23 protein-coding genes are annotated in these 24,269 nt (G+C 61.0%); 6 read left to right on the plus strand and 17 right to left on the minus strand.

Going from position 1 to position 24,269, the window contains the following annotated elements; translation table 11 throughout:
* Positions 1-20: 20 nt before the first annotated feature.
* The 4 genes from HJB91_RS00790 to HJB91_RS00805 form a co-directional block, all read right to left on the minus strand.
* Positions 21-1,118 (minus strand): ABC transporter ATP-binding protein, encoded by a 1,098-nt coding sequence (locus HJB91_RS00790; RefSeq protein ID WP_210632576.1) that lies wholly within the window; start codon positions 1,116-1,118, stop codon positions 21-23.
* A 10-nt stretch (positions 1,119-1,128) separates the two neighbouring features.
* Positions 1,129-2,019 (minus strand): carbohydrate ABC transporter permease, encoded by an 891-nt coding sequence (locus HJB91_RS00795; RefSeq protein ID WP_210632577.1) that lies wholly within the window; start codon positions 2,017-2,019, stop codon positions 1,129-1,131.
* Positions 2,016-2,975: a carbohydrate ABC transporter permease gene (locus HJB91_RS00800; protein ID WP_210632578.1), complete on the minus strand. Its 960-nt coding sequence runs from the start codon at positions 2,973-2,975 to the stop codon at positions 2,016-2,018. Before HJB91_RS00800 ends, HJB91_RS00795 begins: the two co-directional genes overlap by 4 nt.
* A gap of 72 nt (positions 2,976-3,047) precedes the next feature.
* A complete protein-coding gene (locus HJB91_RS00805) occupies positions 3,048-4,526 on the minus strand; it encodes a sugar ABC transporter substrate-binding protein (RefSeq protein ID WP_221153294.1) in 1,479 nt (492 codons plus the stop codon).
* A 209-nt stretch (positions 4,527-4,735) separates the two neighbouring features.
* Between HJB91_RS00805 and HJB91_RS00810 the strand changes: the two genes are divergently transcribed.
* The 4 genes from HJB91_RS00810 (at position 4,736) to HJB91_RS00825 (ending at position 9,287) form a co-directional block, all read left to right on the plus strand.
* Positions 4,736-5,446, plus strand: a complete 711-nt coding sequence (locus HJB91_RS00810; RefSeq protein WP_210632580.1) for a GntR family transcriptional regulator — start codon at positions 4,736-4,738, stop codon at positions 5,444-5,446.
* A 39-nt stretch (positions 5,447-5,485) separates the two neighbouring features.
* Complete coding sequence (locus tag HJB91_RS00815; protein WP_210632581.1) at positions 5,486-6,652, plus strand: mandelate racemase/muconate lactonizing enzyme family protein; 1,167 nt, start codon at positions 5,486-5,488, stop codon at positions 6,650-6,652.
* Positions 6,653-6,713: 61 nt separating this feature from the next.
* Positions 6,714-8,075, plus strand: a complete 1,362-nt coding sequence (locus HJB91_RS00820; protein WP_210632582.1) for a mandelate racemase/muconate lactonizing enzyme family protein — start codon at positions 6,714-6,716, stop codon at positions 8,073-8,075.
* Positions 8,076-8,087: 12 nt separating this feature from the next.
* Positions 8,088-9,287 (plus strand): mandelate racemase/muconate lactonizing enzyme family protein, encoded by a 1,200-nt coding sequence (locus tag HJB91_RS00825; RefSeq protein WP_210632583.1) that lies wholly within the window; start codon positions 8,088-8,090, stop codon positions 9,285-9,287.
* A gap of 60 nt (positions 9,288-9,347) precedes the next feature.
* On the opposite strand, the gene HJB91_RS00830 is transcribed toward HJB91_RS00825, so the two are convergent.
* The 7 genes from HJB91_RS00830 to HJB91_RS00860 all read right to left on the minus strand — a co-directional run bounded on the left by HJB91_RS00830 (position 9,348) and on the right by HJB91_RS00860 (position 15,836).
* Positions 9,348-9,647 carry a hypothetical protein gene (locus HJB91_RS00830; protein WP_092751436.1) on the minus strand — a complete coding sequence of 100 codons (300 nt, stop codon included), beginning with the start codon at positions 9,645-9,647 and terminating at the stop codon, positions 9,348-9,350.
* A 267-nt stretch (positions 9,648-9,914) separates the two neighbouring features.
* Positions 9,915-10,892: an alpha/beta fold hydrolase gene (locus tag HJB91_RS00835; RefSeq protein WP_221153295.1), complete on the minus strand. Its 978-nt coding sequence runs from the start codon at positions 10,890-10,892 to the stop codon at positions 9,915-9,917.
* A 221-nt stretch (positions 10,893-11,113) separates the two neighbouring features.
* Entirely contained in the window at positions 11,114-12,004 is an 891-nt protein-coding gene (locus HJB91_RS00840; RefSeq protein ID WP_210632650.1) for a LysR family transcriptional regulator, read from the minus strand.
* Positions 12,005-12,143: 139 nt separating this feature from the next.
* Entirely contained in the window at positions 12,144-12,461 is a 318-nt protein-coding gene (locus HJB91_RS00845) for a hypothetical protein (protein ID WP_247241788.1), read from the minus strand.
* A 30-nt stretch (positions 12,462-12,491) separates the two neighbouring features.
* Entirely contained in the window at positions 12,492-12,956 is a 465-nt protein-coding gene (locus tag HJB91_RS00850) for a DUF1348 family protein (protein ID WP_210632586.1), read from the minus strand.
* A 141-nt stretch (positions 12,957-13,097) separates the two neighbouring features.
* A complete protein-coding gene (locus HJB91_RS00855; RefSeq protein WP_221144917.1) occupies positions 13,098-15,164 on the minus strand; it encodes a pyridoxamine 5'-phosphate oxidase family protein in 2,067 nt (688 codons plus the stop codon).
* Between the two features lie 60 nt (positions 15,165-15,224).
* A complete protein-coding gene (locus HJB91_RS00860; protein WP_221153296.1) occupies positions 15,225-15,836 on the minus strand; it encodes a glutathione S-transferase family protein in 612 nt (203 codons plus the stop codon).
* 384 nt (positions 15,837-16,220) lie between these two features.
* Here HJB91_RS00860 and HJB91_RS00865 point away from each other — a divergent pair, with 384 nt between their 5' ends.
* Positions 16,221-16,409: a hypothetical protein gene (locus HJB91_RS00865; RefSeq protein WP_221153297.1), complete on the plus strand. Its 189-nt coding sequence runs from the start codon at positions 16,221-16,223 to the stop codon at positions 16,407-16,409.
* 214 nt (positions 16,410-16,623) lie between these two features.
* The gene (locus HJB91_RS00870; RefSeq protein WP_221153298.1) at positions 16,624-18,741 is read left to right on the plus strand and encodes a carboxy terminal-processing peptidase; all 2,118 of its coding nucleotides are present in this window, start codon (positions 16,624-16,626) and stop codon (positions 18,739-18,741) included.
* Between the two features lie 131 nt (positions 18,742-18,872).
* Here HJB91_RS00870 and HJB91_RS00875 read toward each other — a convergent pair whose 3' ends face one another.
* The 6 genes from HJB91_RS00875 to HJB91_RS00900 form a co-directional block, all read right to left on the minus strand.
* Positions 18,873-19,214, minus strand: coding sequence for a cupin domain-containing protein (locus HJB91_RS00875; RefSeq protein ID WP_210632591.1), 342 nt, complete (start codon positions 19,212-19,214; stop codon positions 18,873-18,875).
* Positions 19,207-19,875 (minus strand): cysteine hydrolase family protein, encoded by a 669-nt coding sequence (locus tag HJB91_RS00880; protein WP_210632592.1) that lies wholly within the window; start codon positions 19,873-19,875, stop codon positions 19,207-19,209. The genes HJB91_RS00875 and HJB91_RS00880 overlap by 8 nt, the downstream gene beginning before the upstream one ends.
* Positions 19,875-21,425, minus strand: a complete 1,551-nt coding sequence (locus tag HJB91_RS00885; RefSeq protein WP_221153299.1) for an ABC transporter ATP-binding protein — start codon at positions 21,423-21,425, stop codon at positions 19,875-19,877. The genes HJB91_RS00880 and HJB91_RS00885 overlap by 1 nt, the downstream gene beginning before the upstream one ends.
* The gene (locus tag HJB91_RS00890) at positions 21,422-22,123 is read right to left on the minus strand and encodes a cysteine hydrolase family protein (protein WP_210632594.1); all 702 of its coding nucleotides are present in this window, start codon (positions 22,121-22,123) and stop codon (positions 21,422-21,424) included. The genes HJB91_RS00885 and HJB91_RS00890 overlap by 4 nt, the downstream gene beginning before the upstream one ends.
* A 71-nt stretch (positions 22,124-22,194) precedes the next feature.
* Positions 22,195-23,121 (minus strand): ABC transporter permease, encoded by a 927-nt coding sequence (locus HJB91_RS00895; protein WP_210632595.1) that lies wholly within the window; start codon positions 23,119-23,121, stop codon positions 22,195-22,197.
* Entirely contained in the window at positions 23,121-24,251 is a 1,131-nt protein-coding gene (locus tag HJB91_RS00900) for an ABC transporter permease (protein WP_210632596.1), read from the minus strand. The genes HJB91_RS00895 and HJB91_RS00900 overlap by 1 nt, the downstream gene beginning before the upstream one ends.
* Between the last annotated feature and the right edge of the window lie 18 nt (positions 24,252-24,269).

The raw sequence follows: 24,269 nt of genomic DNA on the forward strand, positions 1-24,269 counted from the left end.
TCACCCGCATCCGCCTGCTCTCAGTTGGCCTTGAGGGCCATTTCCGTTTCGCCGTCAAACAGATGCATTCGCTCCTGATCGAACTCGAGCCAAATCTGTTCGTCGGGCGTGACCGCAATGGTCGGCGGCACGCTGACATTGACGATGGCGCCTGATAGGAACGCCTGCACGAAGGTGACATCACCGGTCGGCTCCACCGTGTAGGCTTTGGCAGGGACGCTCCCAGGCGTCGCACTCTTGTGCAGCTTGATCGTCGAGTGGCGCGCGCCGAGCACGACTTTCTTGGTGGATGACCTTGCAACTTTCTGGGCATTTTTTGGCGAAAGCTCGAGGCGCCATCCCTCCGCGCTGATCAACACATTGTCGCCGCTTGCCGTTGATGCCTCCAATGGGACTAGGCTCATGGCCGGGCTGCCGACGAAGCTGGCGACGAACATGTTCACCGGATTGGCAAAGACCTGCGCCGGAGTATCGTATTGCTGCAGATAGCCGCCGTTCATCACCGCCATCCTGTCGGCCATGGTGACCGCTTCGAGCTGATCGTGGGTCACATAGATGATCGTCGCCTTGAGATCCTGGTGGAAACGCTTGATCTCCGACCGCATCTGCACCCGCAGCTTTGCGTCGAGGTTGGAAAGCGGTTCATCCATCAGGAATACGGCCGGATCGCGAACGAGCGCACGGCCGAGCGCCACGCGCTGCTGTTGGCCGCCCGAAAGTTCGCGCGGCTTGCGCTCGAGGAGCTGCGTCATGTCGAGCACCCGCGCTGCTTCCCTGACCTTCTTGTCGATCTCGTCGCGTGGCAGTTTGCGCATCTGCAGCGGGAAAGCCAGGTTTTTGTACACGGATTTCTGCGGGTAGAGCGCGTAGTTCTGGAACACCATTGCGATGTCCCGGTCCTTGGGGTCGAGGTCGTTGACCACCCGCTCGCCGATGACGATGTCGCCGGATGTGATAGGGATGAGCCCCGCCACAAGATTGAGCGTGGTTGTCTTGCCGCAGCCTGAAGGACCGACGAGCGCAACGAATTCGCCGTCATTGACCGTCAGCGAAACATCGTTGACAGCTTTGAAGCTGCCATAGGTCTTGACCAGATCTTTGAGGACCACGTGGGCCACCGGCAACTCCCTAGTGCTTGACCGCGCCTTCGGTGAGGGCGCGTACGAAGTATCGTTGAAGGACAAGGAACAGGACGACGACCGGCACGCTCATCATGAAGCTGGCCGCCATAAGACCCGGAAAGTCCGTCGTGTTTTCCGAGAAGAAGCGCTGGATGCCGACCGGCAGAGTCAGCTGCTCGTTCTTGGAGAGGAAGGTGTAGGCGTAGATGTACTCATTCCATGCGCCGATGAAGGAATAGATCGCGGTGGCGATGATTCCCGGCGCCGAGAGCGGCATGACGATCAGGAGAAAGGCCTGGAACCGTGTTGCCCCGTCGATGCGCGCCGCTTGTTCGAGTTGCACCGGGATGTTGTCGTAGAAGCCCTTGAGGAGCCAGATTGCCAGCGGCAGGCCGAATGTGAGGTAGGTCAGGACAAGCGACCCGTGCGTGTTCACCAGCCCGATCGCGCGCATCAGGATGAAGAGCGGCACGAGGAAGATCACTGCCGGGAACATGTTGCGAAGCAAAACGGCAAAGAACAGAAAGTTCCGGCCCGGGAAGGTGAAGCGCGAAAACGCGTAGGCCGCAGGAACGGCCACGATCACCGAAAGGATGGTCGTGGCGGTGGAGACGAAAAGGCTGTTCCAGAAGAAGCGCAGGAAGTCCTGGCCGACGCTGTTTTGCGGATCGAGCAATTTCTGGTAGCTGGCGAGGGTGGGTTGGTCCGGCCACCATTGCGGCGGAAACTGCATGGCCGCGAAGCCGGATTTGATAGAGGTGATCAACATCCAGATCATCGGTAATGCAGTGTAAAGCAGCATGAACACAAGGAAGATGCGTCCACCCCACCGCCATCCGTCGATGCGGATACGGCGACGGGCCTGGCTTCGATGAGCAGTCTCGGCGATCGCGCTCATGCGCTCCCATCCTTCTGCTCATTCCCGCTCAGCGCGCGGACGTAGAAGTAGCCGAGCGACATCAGGATCAAGAACAGCAGCACCGAATAGGCCGATGCCACCCCCCAGCGCTGGCGGCCGAAGGCGAGTTCATAAATGTGGGTGATCCAGATGTGCGATGCGTTCGAGGGCCCGCCGCCGGTCATGATCCAGGGGATGATGAAAGAATTGAAGTTGGCGACTGCCAGCAGAAGGATCGTCACCGTCGAGACGTTTCTCAAGTGTGGAAAGGTGACGTGCCAGAAACGCTGCCATGCGTTGGCTCCGTCGACTTTTGCGGCGCGCAGCAACTGGTCGGGAACGGTCTGCAGGCCAGCCATCATCATGATCATGGCAAAGGGAAACTCTCGCCAGATATTGACGACGATCAACGAGGGCAGCACTGTGCTGACGCTGTCGATGAAATTCGGCGGCCGATCGGCCCATCCGAGGCCGACCAGCACCGCGCCGATGATCCCGAAGTCGGAATGGTAGATCCACTTCCAGATGTAGGAGGCGGCGACCGCGCTGATGACCCAGGGAATGATCAGGATGGCTCGCAGAATTCCGCGGCCGAGAAAGTCGCGATGGAGCGCCAGTGCGCAGGCAAATCCCAGGACAAATGAAATGAGAGTGGATCCCAGTGTCCAGATAAGAGTGTTCGAGGTGACCTTCCAGAACACCGGACTTGTGAGGATGGCGGTGTAGTTGTCGAAGCCGACGAAGATCTTGTCCCGGAGCTGCAGGCCAGGCGGTGTATTGAAAAACGACAGTTCGATCGTGTAGTAGATCGGGTAGGCAATGACGATGAGCATCACGGCGATCGCGGGAAGCACGTACGCATAGTCAGCGCGATGCTCCAAGATGTTTCGCAGCACGCCGGACCGATCCGGTTGCAGTCTTCGGTGAGCCTCGGCCTTGCCAGTCAAGATCGTCACGGTGCGGTGCCCTTATTCTTCGGAACAAACCGGCTGCAATCGAGGTGCAGCCGGTCAGATCGTCAGGATTGACTAGAGTCCGCCGTCCATCAGGTCTTTTACCTTCTTGGCTGCGTCGTCCGCTGCTCGGTCGACTGTCATCGCCCCGGTGAGGGCGTTCTGCAGCATGTCTGGGACGATGATATTCATGATCTCAGGCGACTGCGGCAGCGCCGGGAACGGGATGCCGTAGGGCAGCATCGAAGTCGTGACATCAAGGAACTTGATGTTATCAAGACGTTCCTTCATCCACTTGGTCTTGAAGCCGTTCAGGTTGCCCGGGTTCGAGCCGGCATAGGCCATCTTCAGCGACCATTCGGGGCTCGTCCACATGCAGATGATGGCCTTTGCGGCCGGCTCGTCTACCTTGCCGCCCTCGACATATTCCGGCTTCAGGATGTGGATGTTGGAGCCGCCGAACACGACGGCACGCTTGCCGTCGGGGCCAGTCGGAATGAGGCCGTAGCGCATGTTGTCGATGACGGTCTGGGCTTTGTCCTTATCGCTGCCCGTCGTCTTCTTTTGCAGGTCGAGCATGACGTTGTAGTCGGACGGGTGCGAGATCATCATGCCGAGCTGGCCAGCGAGGAAGAGCGGTTGGTTGTCGGCCTGCTGGTTGGTGAGCGCCGAGACCGGAACCGACTTGTCGCGAACGTACATGTCGTAGGAGGCTTGCAATGCGGCCTTGCTCTGCGGGCTATTGAGCTGGACCTCCTTATAGGTCGGATTGGCGGTCGCTTCGTCGAAGACGCCGCCGCCATAGGCCCACAGCTGCGGCATGAACCGGTACGGCGTATTGCCGGCATTCTTGCGAGCCACGAGGCCGTAGCCGGCAATGCCGAGCTTGTCGTGGATCTGCTTGGAATATTTGACGACGTCGTCCCAGGTTGCCGGAGCCTTGTCCGGATCGAGGCCTGCACGCTTGAAGATGTCGGCGTTCCAGATGAACGCCATCGTCTCGTTGTTGGTTGGAATGCCGTAGGTTTCCCCCTCCCAGGTCACAGCCTTCATGGCGCCCGGCCAGAAATCCTCGGTCGAATAGCCTACATCCTCGGGCTTGAGCGGCTGCAAATAGCCCTTCGAGGCGAACTCGGTGCCGCCGAGGATTTGCAGGCGGACCGCCATGGGCGCGGCATTGCCTAAAAGCGCGGTCCGGAACTTGTCCAGCAGGTCGTTATAGGTGAGGGCTTGTTCCTCAAGCTGGATGTTTGGGTAGGTCTTGCGGAAGGTCTCGAAGAAGTCCTTGTAATACTGGCGCAGGAGGTCGGGGTCGCCCTCGAATACGCCCTGATACCAGAATGTCAGGCGGCCCTTATAGTCGAGCGGGGTAACCTTGCCGCAATCGGCCGCCGTGTCGAACTCCTGCGTGCCGGCGATGGAGCGCACATATTGCGGTGACCACTGGCTCAAGTCGACCGGCGCACTGAGCGCAGACACGGACATCAACGATACCATCAAAGCAGTGGATACAGTGCCGCGTACGACGACACCGCCGAGCGAAAGACTCGTCATAGGTATTCTCCCAGGTTTTCTCCCAAGCCGCTCTGCATCGAGGCGAGCGGTCTTGCTCCCAGGCCGTGGGATTCTCCCACTTAATGTATCCCTTCGACCTTATCATACGTTTTCATGTCAAGGATTGTCTGTCAACTGAAGAAATCGTACATTGTTTTGGGAGGTTTTGCATGATATCCCGAAAATGTATGTATGGATTGGGGACAGTCTTGACTGAAACAAGCGAATTTAAAGCACAGCCCCCTGAGGGGATCGATGCTACAGGGGCCTCGAGCGAGGGCGCGTCTGTTTACCAACTGATCAGGGACGACATCATCGAAGGGCGGCTCGCGGCCAACGAGCGGCTCGTCATCACCGATCTCGCCCGGCGCCACGGCACCTCGACCAACCCCGTGCGAGAGGCTTTGCAGCTGTTGCGCGGGGAGGGCTTTGTCACCTTCTTTCCCAACCGCGGAGCGCGCGTCCGGCCCATCGATCAGGACTTTGTTCGGGATATCTACGAGATCGGCGTTTTGATCGAGCCGTCACTGACGCGCTGGTTCGTGAATATGGCGACGGTGGAGGACATTGCTGAACTCGAACGCATCCAAAGCCTCATTGAAGAGAACAACTTTGCCGACACGGTAAGGCATAGCGAACTGGACACCGCCTTTCATACCGTCATGTACCGGAAGCACTACAACCGCCATGCCGCCGAGCTTTGGTGGAAGCATCGCGAAGTGCTTCGAGCCGTGAGCCGCCGCTTCGATTTTACGCTTGCCCGGCGTGCGGCGATCCTGAGCGAGCATCGCGAGCTCATCGCGCATGTCAAAGCCGGAAGGGCGAACGAGGCAGCCGAACTTATTGCACGCCACGTCGAAGGCTCAGGCCGACACATCCTCGAACACATGCGTGCGCGTAACGCCGCTCGCGCCGGATGAATATCGTTACCCGGAACACTTCAGGTAAAGGCAATTGAGATGAAGATCACCAGCGTTCGGCCGTGGCTAATCAAGTCCGATTCTTCCTATTGGGGAGAGTTTCTGTTTGTCGAAGTGACGACCGACGAGGGGGTGAGCGGCTGGGGAGAGATCACCACCACGACAAGGCTCGCCAATCGCGCCCTCTGCACGATCTTGCGGCAGATCGGCGCCGCTTTGATGGGCGAGGACCCGGCGCGCATCGAGTATCTTTGGCACAAGATATTCCGCAGCTTCACCTACATGGGCAGTCGCGGCGCCGCCGTCGAATGCGTGAGCGCCATCGACATAGCCCTCTGGGACATCCGGGGCAAAGTCCTTGGCAAGCCGATTTACGAGCTGTTGGGCGGGCCGGTGCGCGATGAAATCGCGCTCTACACCCATCCCAACCAGGCCAAGTTTACCAGCAAAGAGGCGGTGGTCAGGGAAATTCGAGACATCGTCGAGTCCGGGCACACAGCGCTCAAGTTCGATCCTTTCCCCTACCAGGGCAGCACCGCCGATGGACAGGCTCGCGAACAGCGGGACGGCTACCTCGATGGCAGCATGACGCGCAAGGATGAGCGTGAGGCCGCCGAGCTCACCGCCCTGATCCGCGAAACGGCGGGCTCTGATGTCGACATCCTCATCGATGCGCATGGCCGGTTCGACGTTCCCACCGCCATTCGCCTTTGTCGGAGCCTCGAGGAAGCTGGCCAGATCGACTGGTTCGAGGAGCCCTGTCCGCCGGAGAGCCTCAATGCTCTCAGACAGGTCCGCGACAAGGTCAGCGCCCCTATCTCGTGGGGCGAACGCGGCCACACGAAGTGGGATTTCGTGCCGGTGCTCGAAAACAAGCTCGCCGACTACATCATGCCTGATGTCACCTGGACCGGCGGCATTACCGAGCTCAAGAAAATATCAGCCCTATGCGAAGCCTACTACATCCCGGTATCGCCGCATGACGCCGCAGGACCGATCAACGTAGTTGCCGGAGCGCAGGTGATGATGACCGTTCCCAACTTCTACAAGCTTGAAACGTCGGAGTGGAACCTCGGCAAATACGACCACCTCATCGACACACCGCTCGATGTTTCGAACGGCAGCCTAAAGCTTACACCGAGGCCCGGTCTCGGCGTTGAAATGAACCGCGACTACCTTGAAAGCCACGAGATAGATCTGGCCTAGCAACGCTCTACGCCGCCGCCGTGTGCGGCAGCGATCCCGCCGACCGAAACGAGGATAAATCATGCCAGAGGCATATGCAGCCGACGAGGCGCTCAATCGGGTCAACACGCATTCCAAGCCTTCCGAGCTTCGCATAACCGACATGCGGGTAGCCGAAATTGTCGACGCGCCGTTCACCTCGGTGCTGCTGAAGATTTATACCAACCAGGGCATTGTCGGGCTTGGCGAGGTCCGCGACGGCGCCAGCGCCACCTACGCGCTGATGCTGAAGAGCCGGCTGCTGGGTGAGAACCCTTGCAACATCGATCGACTGTTTCGCCGGGTCAAGCAGTTCGGCGGGCATGGACGGCAAGGCGGCGGCGTATCGGCGGTTGAAATCGCCTTGTGGGATCTTGCCGGAAAAGCCTATGGCGTCCCCATCTACCAGATGCTCGGCGGACGATTTCGGGAGAAAGTGCGCGTCTACTGCGATACCGACGCCGCTGTGGCGAGCGGCACCGCAACCGGCAAGCGCCTCAAGCAGCGCATGGAGCTCGGCTTCACCTTCCTGAAGATGGACCTGGGGCTGATGCAGATCGCCGATGTGCCCGGTGCCGTCGTCTTTCCCGCCGGCTCACTGGAAGGATACCGCGACCGTCCCAGCCGCGGGCCGCTGAAGACCATTGAAGAGCGGCTTGTCCGCAATGCAGCCTACGATTTGCATAACGTCCAGCATCCGTTTACCGGACTCCACTTTTCCGACAAGGGCCTCGACCTGCTCGAGCAGTACATCGCCGAGGTGCGTGAGGTCATCGGTATGCAGGTTCCGCTTGCGATCGACCATATCGGCCATATCTCGATGCAGAACGGCATTCGCCTTGCCAGGCGAATTGAGAAATACGTGCCAGCCTGGCTCGAGGATGTGATCCCGTGGCAGTATACCGAGCAGTATCGACAGCTGCAGGACTCCACCACGGTGCCGATCTGCACCGGCGAGGACATATACCTCAAGGAGGGCTTCGAGCCCCTGCTCAAGAGCGGCGGCGTCTCCGTGATTCACCCGGATCTGCTCACCACTGGAGGCATCCTCGAGACCAAGAAGATCGGCGATATGGCGCAGGACCATGGTGTTCCCATGGCCATACACATGGCGGAAAGTCCGATCGCCGCAATGGCCGCCGCGCACGTCGCGACGGCAACCGAAAACTTCATGGCGCTCGAATACCACTCCGCCGATGTCGACTGGTGGGACGATATCGTTACCGGGCTTCCCAAGCCGCTGGTGAAGGACGGCTTTATCACTGTTCCGGACAAGCCGGGCCTGGGGATCGACGACGTCGTCGACGAGGTGATCTCGCAGCATCTGCAGCCGGGGGTCACCGGCATCTGGCAGCCTACGGATCATTGGGATGATGAGTATTCCTGGGATCGCACCTGGAGCTGAACGGACGGACCTATGAAGATCACCGACCTGCGCTGTGCCGTCATCGGCAAACACCCGATCGTCCGCATCGTCACGGACGAGGGCCTCTATGGCTTGGGCGAAGTCGAATTCACCAAGGCCTATCTCAAGCCCTGGGTGCTGCATTTCCGCGAGGCGCTGATCGGCGAGGACCCGACCGACGTCGAGAGAGTGATGCTGAAGATCCGCCAGCGCGGCTCCTTCAAGCCATACGGCGCGGCGGTGAGCGCGATCGAGCATGCGCTGTGGGATATTGCCGGCAAGGCCGCGGGCGTGCCGGCCTATAAGCTGCTCGGCGGCAAGGTGCGGGACAAGGTGCGGGTCTACAACGGCTCGGTCCGCCGGAAACGCTCCGGCGACCGGCCGGAGGATTACGCCGCTGACGTCAAATGGATGATGGAGCAGCCGCAGAACTTCTTCATGATCAAGCAAGGAATCTCCTTCCACTCCAACATGAAGGACACCATCGAGGGCTTCCACTACGGGGTGACGCAGAGGAAGGCCGGCTATCACGGTGCCATGGATCAGGGCGCAATCAGTGAGCGGGGTTTCAATCACATGCTCGACTGCGTGATCGCGATGAAGGAAGTGCTGGGCGATAAGGTCAGCCTGGCGCTCGACTGCGGCCCGGGCTGGATGCTGCCAGATGCGATCAGGTTCGCTCGCGCGGTCGAGAAGTACAATTTGATGTGGCTCGAGGACATGCTGACCGGCGACTACGTGCCGTGGGTCAATCCGCAGGCCTACCGGGAACTGACAACCTCCACTTCGACACCGATCCACACTGGTGAGCAGATCTACCTCCGGCACAATTTCAAGGAACTGATCGAGACGCAGGCAGTCCGCGTTATCGGCCCCGATCCAGCCGATATTGGCGGCATCGCCGAGCTCAAATGGGTCGCCGAGCATGCCTACATGCACTCGATCCTGATGGCACCGCACGGCACTGCCAACGGGCTGCTCGGTCTCGGCGCGCTGATCAATGTCTGCGCCACGTTGCCGGCAAATTATGTCGCCTTCGAATATCCGACTGCTTCGGACCCCTGGTGGGAGGATCTGGTCATCGGCTTGCCACCTGAGATCGTCAAGGACAGTATGGTGGATCTACTGGAAGCGCCGGGCCTGGGCCTCGATATCGACGCTGAAGCGGCAAGGAGATTTCTCCGGGAAGAGGATGCGGGCTTTTTCGACTGAACCTTGCTCCACCTGCCGTGCCTCCTGTCGGGCGCCAGGAAACAGGGCTTGCGCCAGTCCTTAAATGCCCGACCCGTCCAGTTGCTCGTCGTCCTCGCCTTCCCAGGGTGAGGGCATCGAGGTGCGATTGGCCGAGGGCATCGGCATCCAGCACTTCAACTCCGGCTCGGCATATTCGATGATGTGCCCGGGCGAGGAATCCGAGGCACGCCAGCCCTCTCCACCGAACTGATCGCCATGCGACCAGTAGGCGAGGTCGACTTCCGCCGGCCCCTGTTCGGACGCACGGATCGTCACCAGGATGCGGCTGCCGTCTCTCGGTGCGCTTGCCATCTGGCGCCAGCGGTCTTGCTCGTCCATCATGTTCCTCCTGCCTTGCTGCAGTGCAAGTGTTGCTTCGCCAACGAAAACGGTCAACTCAAACTTTGGGAAACCATCGCCCGTTGATCGACAACCGCGGCTGCGTGACGAGATGACCGAAGCCCAAGCGTTGGAGGCGGCCGAAGAGATGGGCATCCCCGTCGCCTGAGCGGGGTTGACGCTTCTTTATCGAAGCCAGAGGGAATGCATCCGAAGCGTAGGAATACGATGTGCCGCGCAGCCCCGTGGAGCTGCGCGGCACTGTCCTCAGTTCTTCTCGCCGAGTTTTCGGTCAAGAAAGTCGTGAATGAGCGGCGCCATTACGTCCAACTTGTCCTCCAGCGCGAAATGGCCGGTATCGAGAAGATGCAGTTCGGCATCCGGGAGATCACGGAGATAGGGATGCGCGCCTTCGGCCGGGAAGATTTTGTCGTTCTTGCCCCACACGATCAGCGTCGGCGGCTTGTGATCCCGGAAGAAGGCCTGGAACTGCGGGTAGAGCGGCACATTGGTGCGATAGTCATAGAAGAGATCCAGCTGAATGTCCTTGTTGCCGGGTCGATCGAGCAGCGCCTGGTCATGAACCCAGTTGTCGGGGCTGATGCGGCTCAGATCGCTCATGCCGTCCGTGTACTGGAATTTCGTGGTCTCGAGGGTGACCAGGCCAGAGAGCCCGTCGCGGCTTTCCTTCGAGCCGTCAGCCCAATATTTTTTGATTGGGTCCCAGAATTCGCGAAGGCCCTCATCATAGGCGTTGCCGTTCTGTACGATGAGAGCCGTCACGCGATCCGGATGCTTCAAGGCGAGGCGATAACCCACCGGCGCACCATAATCCATGACGTACATCGCATATTTTCTTGCACCAAGCTGATCGAGCAAACCGTCAACAAGGTCGGCATAATGACCAAAGGTGTAGGCGAATTTGGTGTGGTCCGGAGCGTCACTCTGCCCGAAGCCAGGATAGTCCGGTGCGATGACCCGATAGCGATCGGCGAGAAGCGGCATCAGATTGCGGAACATATGCGAAGACGTCGGGAAGCCATGCAGCAGAACGACGACCGGGCCGTCTTTTGGGCCTGCTTCGCGGTAGAAGATGTTCACACCATCGACCGTTGCGGTCCGATAGTTGACCGTGATGGCAACCTGCTGGACAATGGCGGCTTGGGCGGGCGTGGGCGATTCCGCAAAAGACATCGGGGCAAAGCTGACGGTTGCCAGCATCAGGGTCATGATCAGGCGTTTCATGGCGGTCTCCTTCGGGTTTGAGGCGCCAGTTGCGGCTGCCTTGGAGATCAACATAGCGTTCCACGAAAAAACGATAATCCGCTCAATGCGGAACTGATAATTACGGTGTGTGTAATAATCGGAGGTACGGCCCCTGCTTGATTCAGGAGCTGTGTCCCAACATTCCGGCCCGCAATGCTGAGATCTGGCGCTCAAGGCGGCTGGCGATTGCGGCGGTGGCGCTAGTTCAACAACCGGTTTTCGCGCAGGCGGGCCGTTGCCATATCCACGAAGGCCCGTACCTTGGCAGGCGCGTGTCGCCCTTCCGGATGAAGGATGTGAATGGGCATTGGCGGCTCTTCAAAGTCGCTGAGGACGATCTGCAGCTCCCCCGCCAGCAGCGCCGGGCCGATCTGGTAGTGCAGGACTCGGGTCAGTCCCCAACCTGCGCGGGCGGCTGTGATGACGGCGTCATTGGTGTTGCATTGTAGAAGCGGGTCGATCGTCACCCGCTGATCGTTTGCAAAACGCCATTCCGGCGATGCCCAGGCGCTTGTGGAGGCCGCGATGCGATGGTTCTTGAGGTCGGCCGGCGTGATGGGAACGCCGTGCGTCTCGAGGTAGCTTGGAGAGCCGCAGATCACATGCCGAACAGTTCCGACCTTTATCGCCGAGAAGCCTGAATCCCGCAGGTGGCCGATACGAACGGCGACGTCGACCCCTTCTTCGACAATATTGACCGGGCGATCGATGAAGAGGGTCCGTGCGTGCATGGTCGGGAAGGTGTTCAGGAACTCGGTCACGATGGGCAGCACATACATCTGCCCGAACAATGCTGAAGCCGTGATCGCCAGCGTCCCCGTCGGAGTGGCGTAGGAGCCACCCGCCGCAGCCTCTGCTTCGGCGATATCCGCCAATATGCGGCGGCAATCCTCGAAATATCGTGTGCCTGCCTCCGTCATCTTGACGGAGCGTGTCGTGCGAACGAAGAGGCGGGCGCCAATCAGATCTTCAAGCGCCGCGACGGCGCGGGTGACAGCCGGTGCACTCATATGCATGTGGCGCGCGGCATCTGCAAAACTTCCGGTTTCTGCAACCCTGGCAAAAATCCGCATTGCCTGCCATCGATCCATTCGCCCCTCAAAGATTGCTTGTGTTGCTCTCACGTGACCATCGGCCAGATATGTATCAATCGAGAAAGAGATCGAGCAAGGCCATTTCGAGACTGATACCAATGACATGACTGGAAGCGTCACGAAAGGATGGCGGTGGCTATGCCGATCGCAACAGAGATGGGTCGATATAGGACGCCGCCAGTTTTTCGATGTCGGCACAGGTTTGCCCATCTATGCCGGCTTTCATGGCGCGCTCGCGGTGTTCGGCGTCGGGTGCGAGCGCCACGGCTATCGCCTTGGACAGTTGGAAGTCGAAGCTCGAGCCCTTGCGGGCCATATCGATTTCAGCCCCGGACATGCCGAGTGCCTTAGCGTCTTTTTCCTGCTGATGAGCGATATCGGGATCGCCACGTCCGGCGGTAAGCGCGAGCTCGATCGACAGCCGTGCGCGCGCATCGAGCTTGAACCCTGCCATGGTGGCGACCTCCTTGATCTGGACCTGGCGTTAGAAGCCGAAGTCACTCAAGCCGGGGTGATCGTCCGGCCGGCGGCCGAGTGCCCATCGGAACTTGCGCTCGGCCTCGGAGATCGGGTGCTCGTTGATGCTGGCATGGCGCGTCCGCATCAGCCCGTCCTCGGCGAATTCCCAGTTCTCGTTGCCATAGGCACGAAACCACTGACCGCTGTCATCGTGATACTCATAGGCATAGCGAACGGCGATGCGGTTGCCCTGGAAAGCCCACAGTTCCTTGATCAACCGGTAATCGAGCTCGCGGTTCCATTTGCGCCTGAGGAAAGCTTCGGCCTCGGCGCGATTGGTCGCGAATTCGACGCGGTTGCGCCAGCGCGTATCGAGTGTATAGGCGAGCGCCACCTTGGCGGCATCGCGGCTGTTCCAGCCATCTTCGGCAAGGCGGACCTTTTCGATGGCGCTCTGTTCATTGAAAGGGGGAAGTGGCGGACGAGACATGGTCGGTTCCTTTATGGGCTGGAATGGAGAGTGCGGCGGTGGTCGCCACGCGGCGACCACCGTCCGTTATTCATGTTGCAAGGACGATGAAGGTTGAAAAAGAGCAAGATGCTGTTGCGTCGGATGCATCAATGGGAACCGTCAGAGTTCGAGCTGGATCTGGTTTTCCTCATCACTCTCCTGTTCGGCAGGAACCGAGCAGCACAGCAGCACTTCGCCTTCGCCAATCGCTGCCGTCGGCTCCTTGATGTAGGTCACCGCACCCTTGATGAGCTTGGTCCGGCATGTGCCGCAATTGCCTTCCCGACAACTGAATTCCGGGCTGAGGCCGCGCGCTTCCGCCAGCTCCAGCAATGTGCCAGCCTCGGGTGTCCAGCGGGCTTCCTTCAACGATCCCATGAAGGCGACCGGTACGGGCTTTGTGGATGGCGGTCGACGGGCTGGCGCGGCCACCCCGACGTCCAGCGTCCGCTTCAGGGATGACGGGCCGAAAGCCTCCGCGTGAATGCGCCCATCGGCAATATTGTAGTTGCGCAGGCCATCGTAGAGTGACTGCGTGAATTGCGGCGGGCCGCAGAGATAGAAGTCATAATCGTTGAATGGCAGATGGCGGGTGAGGAGTGACATATCGATCCGCCCGGTGGCGTCGTAGTCGGCGCCTTCTTCGGCGCCTGTGACATCGCTCAAGACCCGGATCAGCCTCACGGCGCCTCGCGCGGCGTCGACAAGCTCGGCGATTTCCCGGTCGAAGGGACGCTCCTGTCTGGAACGCGCCGCGTGAAAGAGAATGATCGGGCGAATGCGCTGCTTGCGCAGCCCCTCGTAGACAACGTGGCGCAGCATGGCGAGCAGGGGCGTGATCCCCACGCCGCCGGCAAGCAGCACCGCCGGACGGGTCACGCGGACGTCAACGGTAAAGCCGCCGGCCGGCGCGCGCGCCTCGATCGTGTCGCCGACGCTGATATGATCGTGGAGATAGCTCGATACTGCGCCATCGCGCTTGACACTGATACGATAAAGGCCGTCCGAGGGTGCCACCGACAGGGTGTAGGTTCTGATGACAGGCTTGTCCGCGCCGGGAAGGCTGATGCGGATCGGCAGATGCTGGCCGGCGACATGGGGCAGCAAACCTGCCCCATCGCTCGGCTGAAGGTGAAACGAACGGATGGAAGCGCTTTCCTCCACGATCCTGGTCACGGTGAGCGGGCGCCAGCGGGTGGCGAGTTCGGCAGCGCGCAGCCGGTCGGCCGCCTGCGCCCAATCGCCGGTCATCAGCGAATTGGCGGACCAGCCCTCGTCGCGGAAGGACCAGCGCAGGGCCAACGCGTTCCTCCGGCGGACGATGCGGCGTGCCTTGAACGTCCACAGTCGCTCGGCGCCCTGGAAGGCAGCTATCTCCGGTGAATCCAGGATAAGCTCGGCGTCGCCGGTCATCTGCAGCATGTCGCCGCTGGTATAATCAACGAAGACAAGCCCGGCCTTGCCGTTCAACAGGATGTTGCCGAGCGTTGCGAAAAAGAGGTTGCCGTCGAAGTCCGGGATCGTCAGTGACCCGTCGTCGGCAACGCGAACGAAGCCGGCCTTGCCGCCGCGATGCGACACGTCGACCTGACGGCGATCTTCGCGATCGGCATAAGAGGCGACGAAGAATGCATCCGCTGCCGCGATCATGGCGCGCGCAGCATCATCGAGGTCAGGTAGGTCTTCAACGGTGCCGGCAAAATCTTCGCCGGGATTTCGAACGAATTCGAAATCCCGGAGCTGAATGTAGCGCGGGCAGTTTCCAAAACTTTGGTCGACATCGACACGGAAGCCATCGGGCAAATTGGAGACGAAGCCGTTCATGCGGTTGCGCCGCCTTGTGTGCATCTCGATGCCAAGCAGGCCAATGGGCAGGCCCTCCGCCAAACCCTCGCTTGCCGGGTCTCTGGCATCTCTCCTGGCCGCAATATCCAGGGTCGTCGGCGATGGAGAGGACATGAAGCCCGGACGCCCTTCAAGGAAGGTCGCCCAGGCGTCGCCGCGGCTATCGACGCTGCCGAGCACGATGAACGGCAGCTGAGCGTAGAAGTCGCGGTGCTGGTCCGGCATGTAATCGCGAATGACACGTTGGCCGACGGCCGCCATGCGTTCGGCGACGCCCACCTTCTGCTGAATATAGGTCTCGCCTTCATGCCAGACCGGCAGCGTCTTCAAGGTCTCATTCATGTCCGTCTCTCCTCGAAAATGAAGATCGGGCGCATGCAGCCGCACGCCCGTGTGCTGGCGTCAGGCGGCTAGGCCAACGGGTGTTTGAACGAACGGGACGAAGCCCGGCAGCGCTTCGATACGACGAAGGAACGCGTTGACGGCGGGGTAGGTGGAGAGATCGACGTTGCCTTCCGGTGCACGGGCCACATAGCTGTAGATCGCAACATCCGCGATCGTCGGCGTGTGGCCGGCCAGCCAATTGTGATCGGTAAGCTGGCTTTCGAGGTTGCGGAGCAGGGCATGGGCGCGAGCGATAACCTCTTCGGGATTATACTTGGCGCCGAAGACGGTGATCAGCCGTGCCGCTGCCGGACCATAAGCCACTTCACCGGCGGCAACCGACAGCCAGCGCTGGACGGCGGCGGAGCCTTTGGCGTCTTCGGGAAGCCAGTCCGTGCGGGTCGCTTTCTTTGCGAGGTAGACCAGGATGGCGTTGGAGTCGGCGATCACGGTGTCACCATCCTCGAGCACCGGTACCTGGCCGAACTGGTTGAGCTTGAGAAATTCGGGCTTCTTGTGTGCGCCGGACTTCAGGTCGACTTCGACCAGCTCGTGAGGCAGGCCAAGCAGCGAGACGAACAGACGTGCCCGATGCGAGTGACCCGAAAGAGGGTGATGATAAAGTTTCATGATGCGCTCCTGCGAACTCTTCCGGCCGGGTCCATTCCCGATCCGCATGCCGAAGGTGCGATAGGCGGCCGTCAATGAGAACGGCCGCGTTGCGCAGTTCATAATTACAGATGACGCAATAATTCCGAAAAGCTGCCGGCGGGATCGACGCGACCTGACGTAAACTGCAGGGCCACGACTTCCTATTGATTATGACCCCCGAGCTTCGGAGCCCTTTGCGTTGTGTGATCCAGGCGTGCTGCGTGCGTTAAGAACTTTGTTCAGCGGCGCGGCCATTGCATTTCGATCACGCAACGAAATGATGTCTTGCCTGGATAACGTCTTCACCATCAGGACGCTTTGTCGGATTCTGCCGCCTGGAACAAGATTTCACGGGTGACAGAAATGTACGACGACATCATGATAGCCGAATGGATTGAAGCTACGCTCACGGCGCAGGCCATGCTGCCGGACGGAAATAATCTGGCAGAGCATCCCCAGGGTCCGAGCCGTAGCCCTAGCGAGCGTTTTCTGACCGACAACGATTATTTTGAACGCGTACGAAACACGTATGAGCAACTGCTAGCGCACTAAAGCGCCAGCCGTAGCTCCGTGACTGACAATATACGCGAGATCGATGATCGCTGGCGCCGCCGCAGCAGCAGTCTGCTGCCGCGAAGTCCCGGGTCGATCACGCCGGATACTTTTTCATCTCTTCCCAATTTTCCCACGTGCTTGCCAAAAAACCACAATTGCCTCACTTAGTTCACACATCCGCCCTCGGCATTAAGAATTGGATCAAGACTGAATGCGCATAGCCTATGTTTTTCTCGGTGCATTTCTTGCACTCGCCCCGTCCGCCTATGCCGAGGTCGCAGCGCCGCCGGTTTTGAAGCCGTTGACGCGGCAGGCGCAGGCGGCTGAGCTCAGCGCGCAATTTCTCTCGCGATACAGCTACAAGCCGGTTCCGCTCGACGATGCCTTGTCGGGCAGGGTGATGGATCAGTTCGTCAAATCGCTTGATCCCGACCGCATGCTCTTCCTGCAGGCCGACGTCGACAAGTTCATGTCCGACCGCAGCGAGATCGACGACGCCATCGAACGACAGGACCTGAAGATCCCGTTTGCGATCTTCAACGCCTATCAACAGCGCGTCGTCGACCGCATGACCTATGCGCGCAGCTTGCTCAAGCAGGGCTTCGATTTCAGCGGCAAGGAAGATTATGCGGTGCTGCGCGACAAGGCACCCTGGCCGCAGTCGGAAGCCGAGAGCAACGATCTCTGGCGCAAGCGCGTCAAGAACGACTGGCTGCGGCTGAAGCTCGGCGGCAAGGACGACGCGGCGATTCGCGAAACCCTCGACAAACGCTATGAAAACACGCTCGAGCGCGCTTACAAGTTCAAGAGCGACGACGTCTTCCAGTCGTTCATGGATGCCTATTCGAACTCGATCGACCCGCATACGGATTATTTCGGCGCGGCGGCTTCCGCCGACTTCAATGTCTCGATGAAGCTTTCGCTGTTCGGCATCGGCGCGGTGCTGCAGGAGCGCGACGATTACACGACGATCCGCGAACTCGTGCCCGGCGGGCCGGCGCAACTCTCCGGCAAGCTCGCCGTCGGCGACCGCATCACCGGCGTCGGCCAGGGCAAGGACGGGCCGATCAAGGAAGTGGTGGGCACACGCCTCGATGAAGTCGTGCAGATGATCCGCGGCAAGAAAGGTTCGGTGGTGCGGCTCGACATCCTGCCGGCCGATGCCGGCGCCGATGGCGTGCATCGTGTCGTCAACCTGGTGCGCGACAAGATTAGCCTCGACAAGCAGGCGGCCAGGAAAGCCGTGCTGTCGGTGAAGGCGGGCGAGACCACGCGCAAGATCGGCATCATCACCCTGCCGGTCTTCTATGAGGATTTCGAAGCCAAGAACAAGGGCGACAAGGACTACAAGAGCGCCAGTCGCGATGTCGCCAAGCTTCTTGAGGAACTGAACCAGGAAAAGGTCGACGGCGTTCTCATCGATCTGCGCAACAATGGCGGCGGTTCGCTTGACGAGGCGATCGATCTCACCGGCCTCTTCATCGGCAAGGGGCCGGTCGTTCAGCAGCGCGCCGGCAACGGCAAGATCGAGGTCAAGAGCGCCGACCTGACAACGCCGGCCTGGACAGGTCCCTTGGGGGTTCTGATCAACCGCGGCTCGGCCTCGGCTTCGGAGATCTTTGCCGCGGCGATCCAGGATTACGGCCGCGGCGTGATCATCGGCGAGCCCAGTTTCGGCAAGGGCACGGTGCAGACGGTCGTCGATCTCGACCAGGTGGTTCACAACAGCAAACCCGAATTCGGAGAGCTGAAGGTGACGATCGCCCAGTTTTTCCGGATCAACGGCGGCACGACGCAGCTGCGCGGTGTCACCCCCGATATCAGCCTGCCCGCATTGTCCGATCCCGCGAGCTTCGGCGAGACCAGTTATGACAATGCCCTGCCGTGGGCGGAGATCAAGCCGGCGAAATATGCGCCGGAAGGCGATGTTACGGCATTGCTGCCGGCCTTGCAGAGCCGCCACGATGCGCGGGTCAAGGGCGATCAGGATTTCCAGCGTCTGCTGCAGGACATCGCCGATCTGAAGGCGCAGCGCGAGAAGGGCGTCGTTTCCCTGAACGAAGCCGAGCGCCGCAAGGAAGCGGCGGCCCGGGAGGCGCGGTTCAAGGCGCGGGCCGAAGCCGGTGATGGCGAAGATCTTGCCGGCGACGACGGCCTGCAGGCGGACGAGCGCAGCCTGAGCGCCGATATCGCCATGGAAAACGCCCGCAAGAAGGCGAAGGACGTCCTGCTCGACGAAGCCGCCGCCATTGTCGGGGACGAGGCGGATTTGCAGGGCGGCGCTGTAGAGGCCGCCACGAAGCCGTCGGGAAAGGCGGAGCAGAAATAGGCGTAACCGGCGCCGATAAACCGTATTATGTCGCTTGGAATGCTCTAACGCTTTGATGATGCGAGATGTCCGTTTAACGACAGTTCGATCGACTCAACGTCGCGGCGGTATCGGTTGCCTCATACTGTTTTCTATTCCAGTATTCTGACGGGCCGGTCCCACTGGATGAGGACGACGCAGCCGGTTTCGCTCCAGACCGAATGCTCGGTGCCGGGGGCGTTGACGATGTAGCTGCCGCGGCCGTAGTCGCCCGCTTCATCCGATTGCACTCCGTCGAGCACGAGAATGGTTTCCAGCCCCTCATGCCGATGGCGGGGAACGCCGGCGCCGGCTTCATATTTCAGGAGCGCTACTCCTGGCTGATCGTCCTCAAAGGGTCGGATCCAGTGGATCGTCACCTGATCGCGGAAGGGTCCGAACTCCAGATCCCTCCAACCGCCCGAGGTCAGCAATTCGCGGGTGGTTTCAGGCATGGGCGATGCTTTCCAAAATGGCGTCGACATGGGCCGTCCAGCCGACGATTGCACCCTGGGCGCGGATCATGGCAATGGCTGCGGCCTTGAACTCCGGAAAATAGCTTTCCGTAGCCTGCTCGGCGAGCAGGCATTCATAGCCGCGGTCGTTCGCCTCGCGCATGGTGGTCTGCACGCAGACTTCGGTCGTCACGCCTGCGAAAACCAGCTGTTTGATACCCTTCTGCTGCAGCACTTCGTCGAGCTCGGTCGCATAGAAGGCGCCCTTGCCCGGTTTTTCGATGACGACCTCGCCTTTGATCGGAGCAAGCTCCGGCAGAATTGCTGTGCCGGGCTCGCCGGAGATCAAAATGCGGCCCATGGGGCCTTCGTCGCCGATCCTGAGTGTGGGATTGCCGCGGTCGCGTTTGGCCGGCGGCAGATCCGAAAGATCCGGCCTATGGCATTCCATCGTGTGAATGACCGGCAGTCCGGCATAACGAAAGCCCTGGATGAGTCGTTTGACATCGGGCACGATCCTGGTGATGCGACTGACGTCGTTGCCGAGGCTTGCGCCGAAGCCACCGGGCTCGGCGAAGTCTCGCTGCATGTCGATGACAATAAGCGCGAGCTGGTCGTGCTTCACCGGAAAGGCGAAGGGTTCTGCCTTGATCTCAGCCATCAGTGATGCCCCGCCATGTGGGCGCCGATCATGCCGATATCGGCTGAGCGGGCCGGCGTTTCGTAGACCAGCTTGCCTTCCGAAATCACCATGATGCGATCGGACATCTCGAGCAGCTCGTCGAGGTCCTCGGAGAGCAGCAACACGGCCGCGCCCGAATTTCGCGCCTTCATGATGCGGGCGCGGATTTCGGCGACGGCGGAGAAATCGAGGCCGAAACACGGGTTCGAGACGATCAGCAGATCCACCTTGCCTGTGAGTTCGCGGGCAAGCACGGCGCGCTGCACATTGCCGCCGGAAAGTGCCGCGATCGGCGAGGCAGACGAGGCTGTCTTCACCTTAAAGTCGGAAATCAGCGCCGCGGCGCGCTTCCTCATCTTGCCCTTGTTCAGCCAGACCGCGTCCTTGTCGTCGGTCGTGAGATCGAAGGTCCGAAAGGCGAGATTTTCGCTGACCGTCATGCGCGGCGCGCAGGCGTTCTGCAGCGGCTCCTCGGGAATAAAACGGACATTGTTCTTGCGCGTCTCCGGCCGTGACGCGCGGTAGGCGTCGCCGTTGACGATAACGCGGCCGGTCTCCGTCGGGCGCTGGCCGGCGAGGATTTCGGTCAATTCCTTTTGGCCATTGCCTGATATTCCGGCGATTCCGACGATCTCGCCGGAGCGGACCATGAGTTCGTCGATTTCGATGGTCTTGAGACCCGAGCGGTCGGCCGCCTTGACCTGCTCGAGCTTGAGGACCGGCTTGGCGCCCTGCGGGGTGGGAACGCGGCTGTCGAGCTCGGCGAGCTTGACGTCGCCGATCATCATCGTCGCCATCTCGGCCGTGGAGAGTTCGCCGACCATGCCTGTGCCGACCAGCTTGCCGCGCCGCAGGATCGAGACGGCATCGGCAAATTTCGTCACCTCGTGGAACTTGTGGGAGATCATCAGCACGGTCAGTTCGCCTCGCTCCGTCATCCCGCGCACGAGGCCGAGCATCTCGTCGGCTTCCGCGGGCGTCAGCACCGAGGTCGGCTCGTCGAGGACCAGAAAGGAGCGGCCGAGATAGAGCTGCTTGACGATTTCGAGCTTCTGCTTCTCGCCGGCGGCCAGTTCGCTCACCGGCCGGTCGAGCGGGATCTGGAAGGGCATGCGCTCCATGAAGGCGGCGAGATCCTTCCGCTCCTTCGCCCAGTTGAGGATGGCAGGGACTTCAGCGCGGCTGATGACGAGGTTTTCGGCACCCGTCAGCGAGGGGACCAGCGTGAAGTGCTGATAGACCATGCCGAGCCCATAGGTCGCCGCATCCCTGGGCGAGGCAATCGCCACTTCGCGACCATCAACGGAGAGCGAACCCGATGTTGCATGATAGAAACCCATGATGCATTTGACGAGCGTCGACTTGCCGGCGCCGTTCTCGCCGAGCAGGGCATGGAAGCTGCCGGCGGGGACCTTGATCGAGACATGGTCAAGCGCGGTGAAGCTGCCGAAGCGCATCGTCATATCCATGGTGTCGATGCCGACGGCCTTGCCGGCCTGCGGAAGGGGCGTGTCGCGGATTGTGCTCATGGCTGCTGGCTCACGAACGTTTCGGAATTGGAGACGGAGCCGAAGACGCCGCCCTGCATCTTCACCATCTTGATGGCGGCGAGATGATTGCCGTAATCGGTCGCCCCGCAGCAGTCTTCCAGCAGCAGGCATTCGAAGCCGCGGTCGTTCGCCTCGCGCATCGTCGTGGAAACGCAGACGTCGGTCGTGATCCCGGTCAGGATGATGTTCTCGACGCGCTTCTGGTTGAGGATCAGCTCCAGGTCGGTGGCGCAAAACGAGCCCTTGCCGGGCTTGTCGATGATCGTCTCGCCTTCGATCGGGTAGAGTTCCGGGATGATGTCCCAGCCGGGTTCGCCGCGTGTGAGGATGCGCCCGCACGGGCCTGGATCGCCGATGCCTGCGCCGATGCGTTGTGAGCGCCAGCGCTTGTTGGCCGGCAGATCGGCGAGATCAGGGCGATGGCCCTCGCGGGTGTGGATGATGTGATAGCCCTTGGCGCGCATGGCGGCCAAAACCCGTCTGATCGGCTCGATGGGCGCCTGAACCAGCGACAGGTCGTAACCCATGTGGTCGACATAGCCGCCCTTGCCGCAGAAATCGGTCTGCATGTCGATGATGATGAGGGCCGTATTGTCCGGGCGCAGGGCGCCGTTATAGGGCCAGGGATAGGGATCAGCGTCGATATAATGTCCTTTGGTCTCGACCATGGCGTCCATCGTCTTCTTCTCCTATTCACCCGCAAGTTTGAATGTTTTGATGCCGCGGTTGGACATCAGATGCTCCCTCCTCACTTCGTCAGCGAGAGCGCGCCCGGCGCACCGGCAAGCGAGCGTGTCGGTGAGGAGGTCGCGATCATGATGACGAGGGTGAGCACGTAGGGCGCGGCGTAGAAGAGGTAGTAGCCCTGGGTCACGCCGATCGATTGCAACGCCGGCCCAAGTGCGCCGGCGCCGCCGAAGAGCAGGGCGGCGAGGAAGCACCCGATCGGGTTCCAGCGGGCGAAGATGACGAGTGCGACGGCCATCAGGCCTTGGCCTGAAGAAATGCCCTCGTTCCACGATCCCGGATAGTAAAGCGAGAGATAGGCGCCGCCGATGGCCGCCAGCGACCCGCCGACGGCGGTGGCCAGCAGGCGCACCCGATCCGGATTGATGCCCATGGCGCGCGCCGCATCGGTGCTGTCGCCGACGACGCGCAGGATGAGGCCCAGCCGCGTATTGCCGAAGGCCCACCAGAGGGTGAAGGCCAGCAAGGCGCCGAGGATGAAGAGCACGTTGATGTTCAGCGCTGCCTGAATCTGCGGCAGGCTCGACCAGAAACCGAAGGGAATCGACGGCAGATGCGGCGCTGCAGGCTGAATGAAGGACTTGCCGAGGAAGAAGGCGAGGCCCAGGCCGAACTGCATCATAGCGATGCCGATTGCGATGTCGTTCACCTTCGGCCACTTGCAGATCCAGCCGTGAACGAGACCGAAGATGGCGCCGGTCGCCATGGCCGCGAGCACGCCGAGCCAGGGCGAATTGGTCATGACGGCGACGGCGTAGGCTGTCATCGCACCGAAGACGAGCGTACCTTCCAGGCCGAGATTGATGCGGCCGGAGCGCTCGGTAATCGTCTCGCCGAGGCTGACGAAGATGAAGGGGGTTGATACGCGGATGGCGCCCGCCAGGATCGCGAGCGGCACGCCCCAGATGCCGATGCCTGTCTCTTCCATCATGGGCTCCTTTTCCAGAGGTCGGGATTGAAGATCTTGAAGCGCCCGTAGAAGGTCTCGCAGAAGAGGATGACGATGAAGAGTGTGCCCTGCAGCACCAGCACCGTGGCATCAGGCAGGCCCATGCGGCGCTGGATGAGGCCGCCGGAAGCATCGATGCCCCCGAGCAGGATCGCAACAGGGATGATCGCCAGCGGATTGTGGCGGGCGAGGAAGGCGACGAGGATGCCGGTAAAGCCATAGCCCGCGGCGAGCGAGGCATTGGCGCTACCCTGGACGGCCACGACCTCGATCATGCCGGCAAGACCTGCGAAGCTGCCGGCGATCGCGGTGAAGCCGGCGATCAGCCTTCCGACCGGCAAACCTTGGATCTGGGCGGCGCGCACATTGCCGCCGGCGATGCGGGCGGCGAAACCGAAGCTCGTCACCTCGATCAGGATCCAGGAGAGGATGCAGGCGAGGACGCCGATCACAAGGCCCCAATGCACATCCATGCCAGGAATGTTGCCGAGCATGTATTCGGGCGGCAGCGGCTTGGTCGAGGGCTTGTTGAGACTGGCCGGATCGCGGAGCGGCCCCTCGACGAACTGATTCATCAGGGCGATGGCGATATAGGAAAGCAGCAAGGAGGAAATGGTCTCGTTGACGCCGCGGTAATGGCGCAGGAAGCCGGCAAGGCCGATCCAGATGCCGCCGACGACCATGGCGGCAATCGCCATCAGAACAAGAGCGGGAAACACGGGGGCCGCGCCGACAAGCGGCATGGCCATGGCTGCGGCGGCAACGCCGCCCAGCACGACCGCTCCTTCCCCGCCGATGATGACGAGGCCGAGGCGGGCGGGCAGGGCGACGCAGAGTGCCGTCAGGAGAAGGGGTGCGGCACGGCTTAAGCTGTTCTGCACCGAAAACCAGCTGCCGAAGCCGCCGGTATACATGAGCTGGAAGAGCATGGCCGGCGATTTGCCGATCGCCAGGATGAAGAGGGAGAAGAGCCCGAGCCCGATCAGGATGGCCGCAAGGCCGATGACCACAGGTTCGGCCCTGCGCGCGGTCCATTCGAGCAGGGGACGCAGCGCGGCTGGTTCACCGGACGCGACTGATATTGCGGGATCATTGGCCTGAACGGTCATGGCGCTTCTCCCTCACGC

This window comes from Rhizobium sp. NLR10b (assembly GCF_019685435.1).
Classification (GTDB): Bacteria; Pseudomonadota; Alphaproteobacteria; order Rhizobiales; family Rhizobiaceae; genus Rhizobium.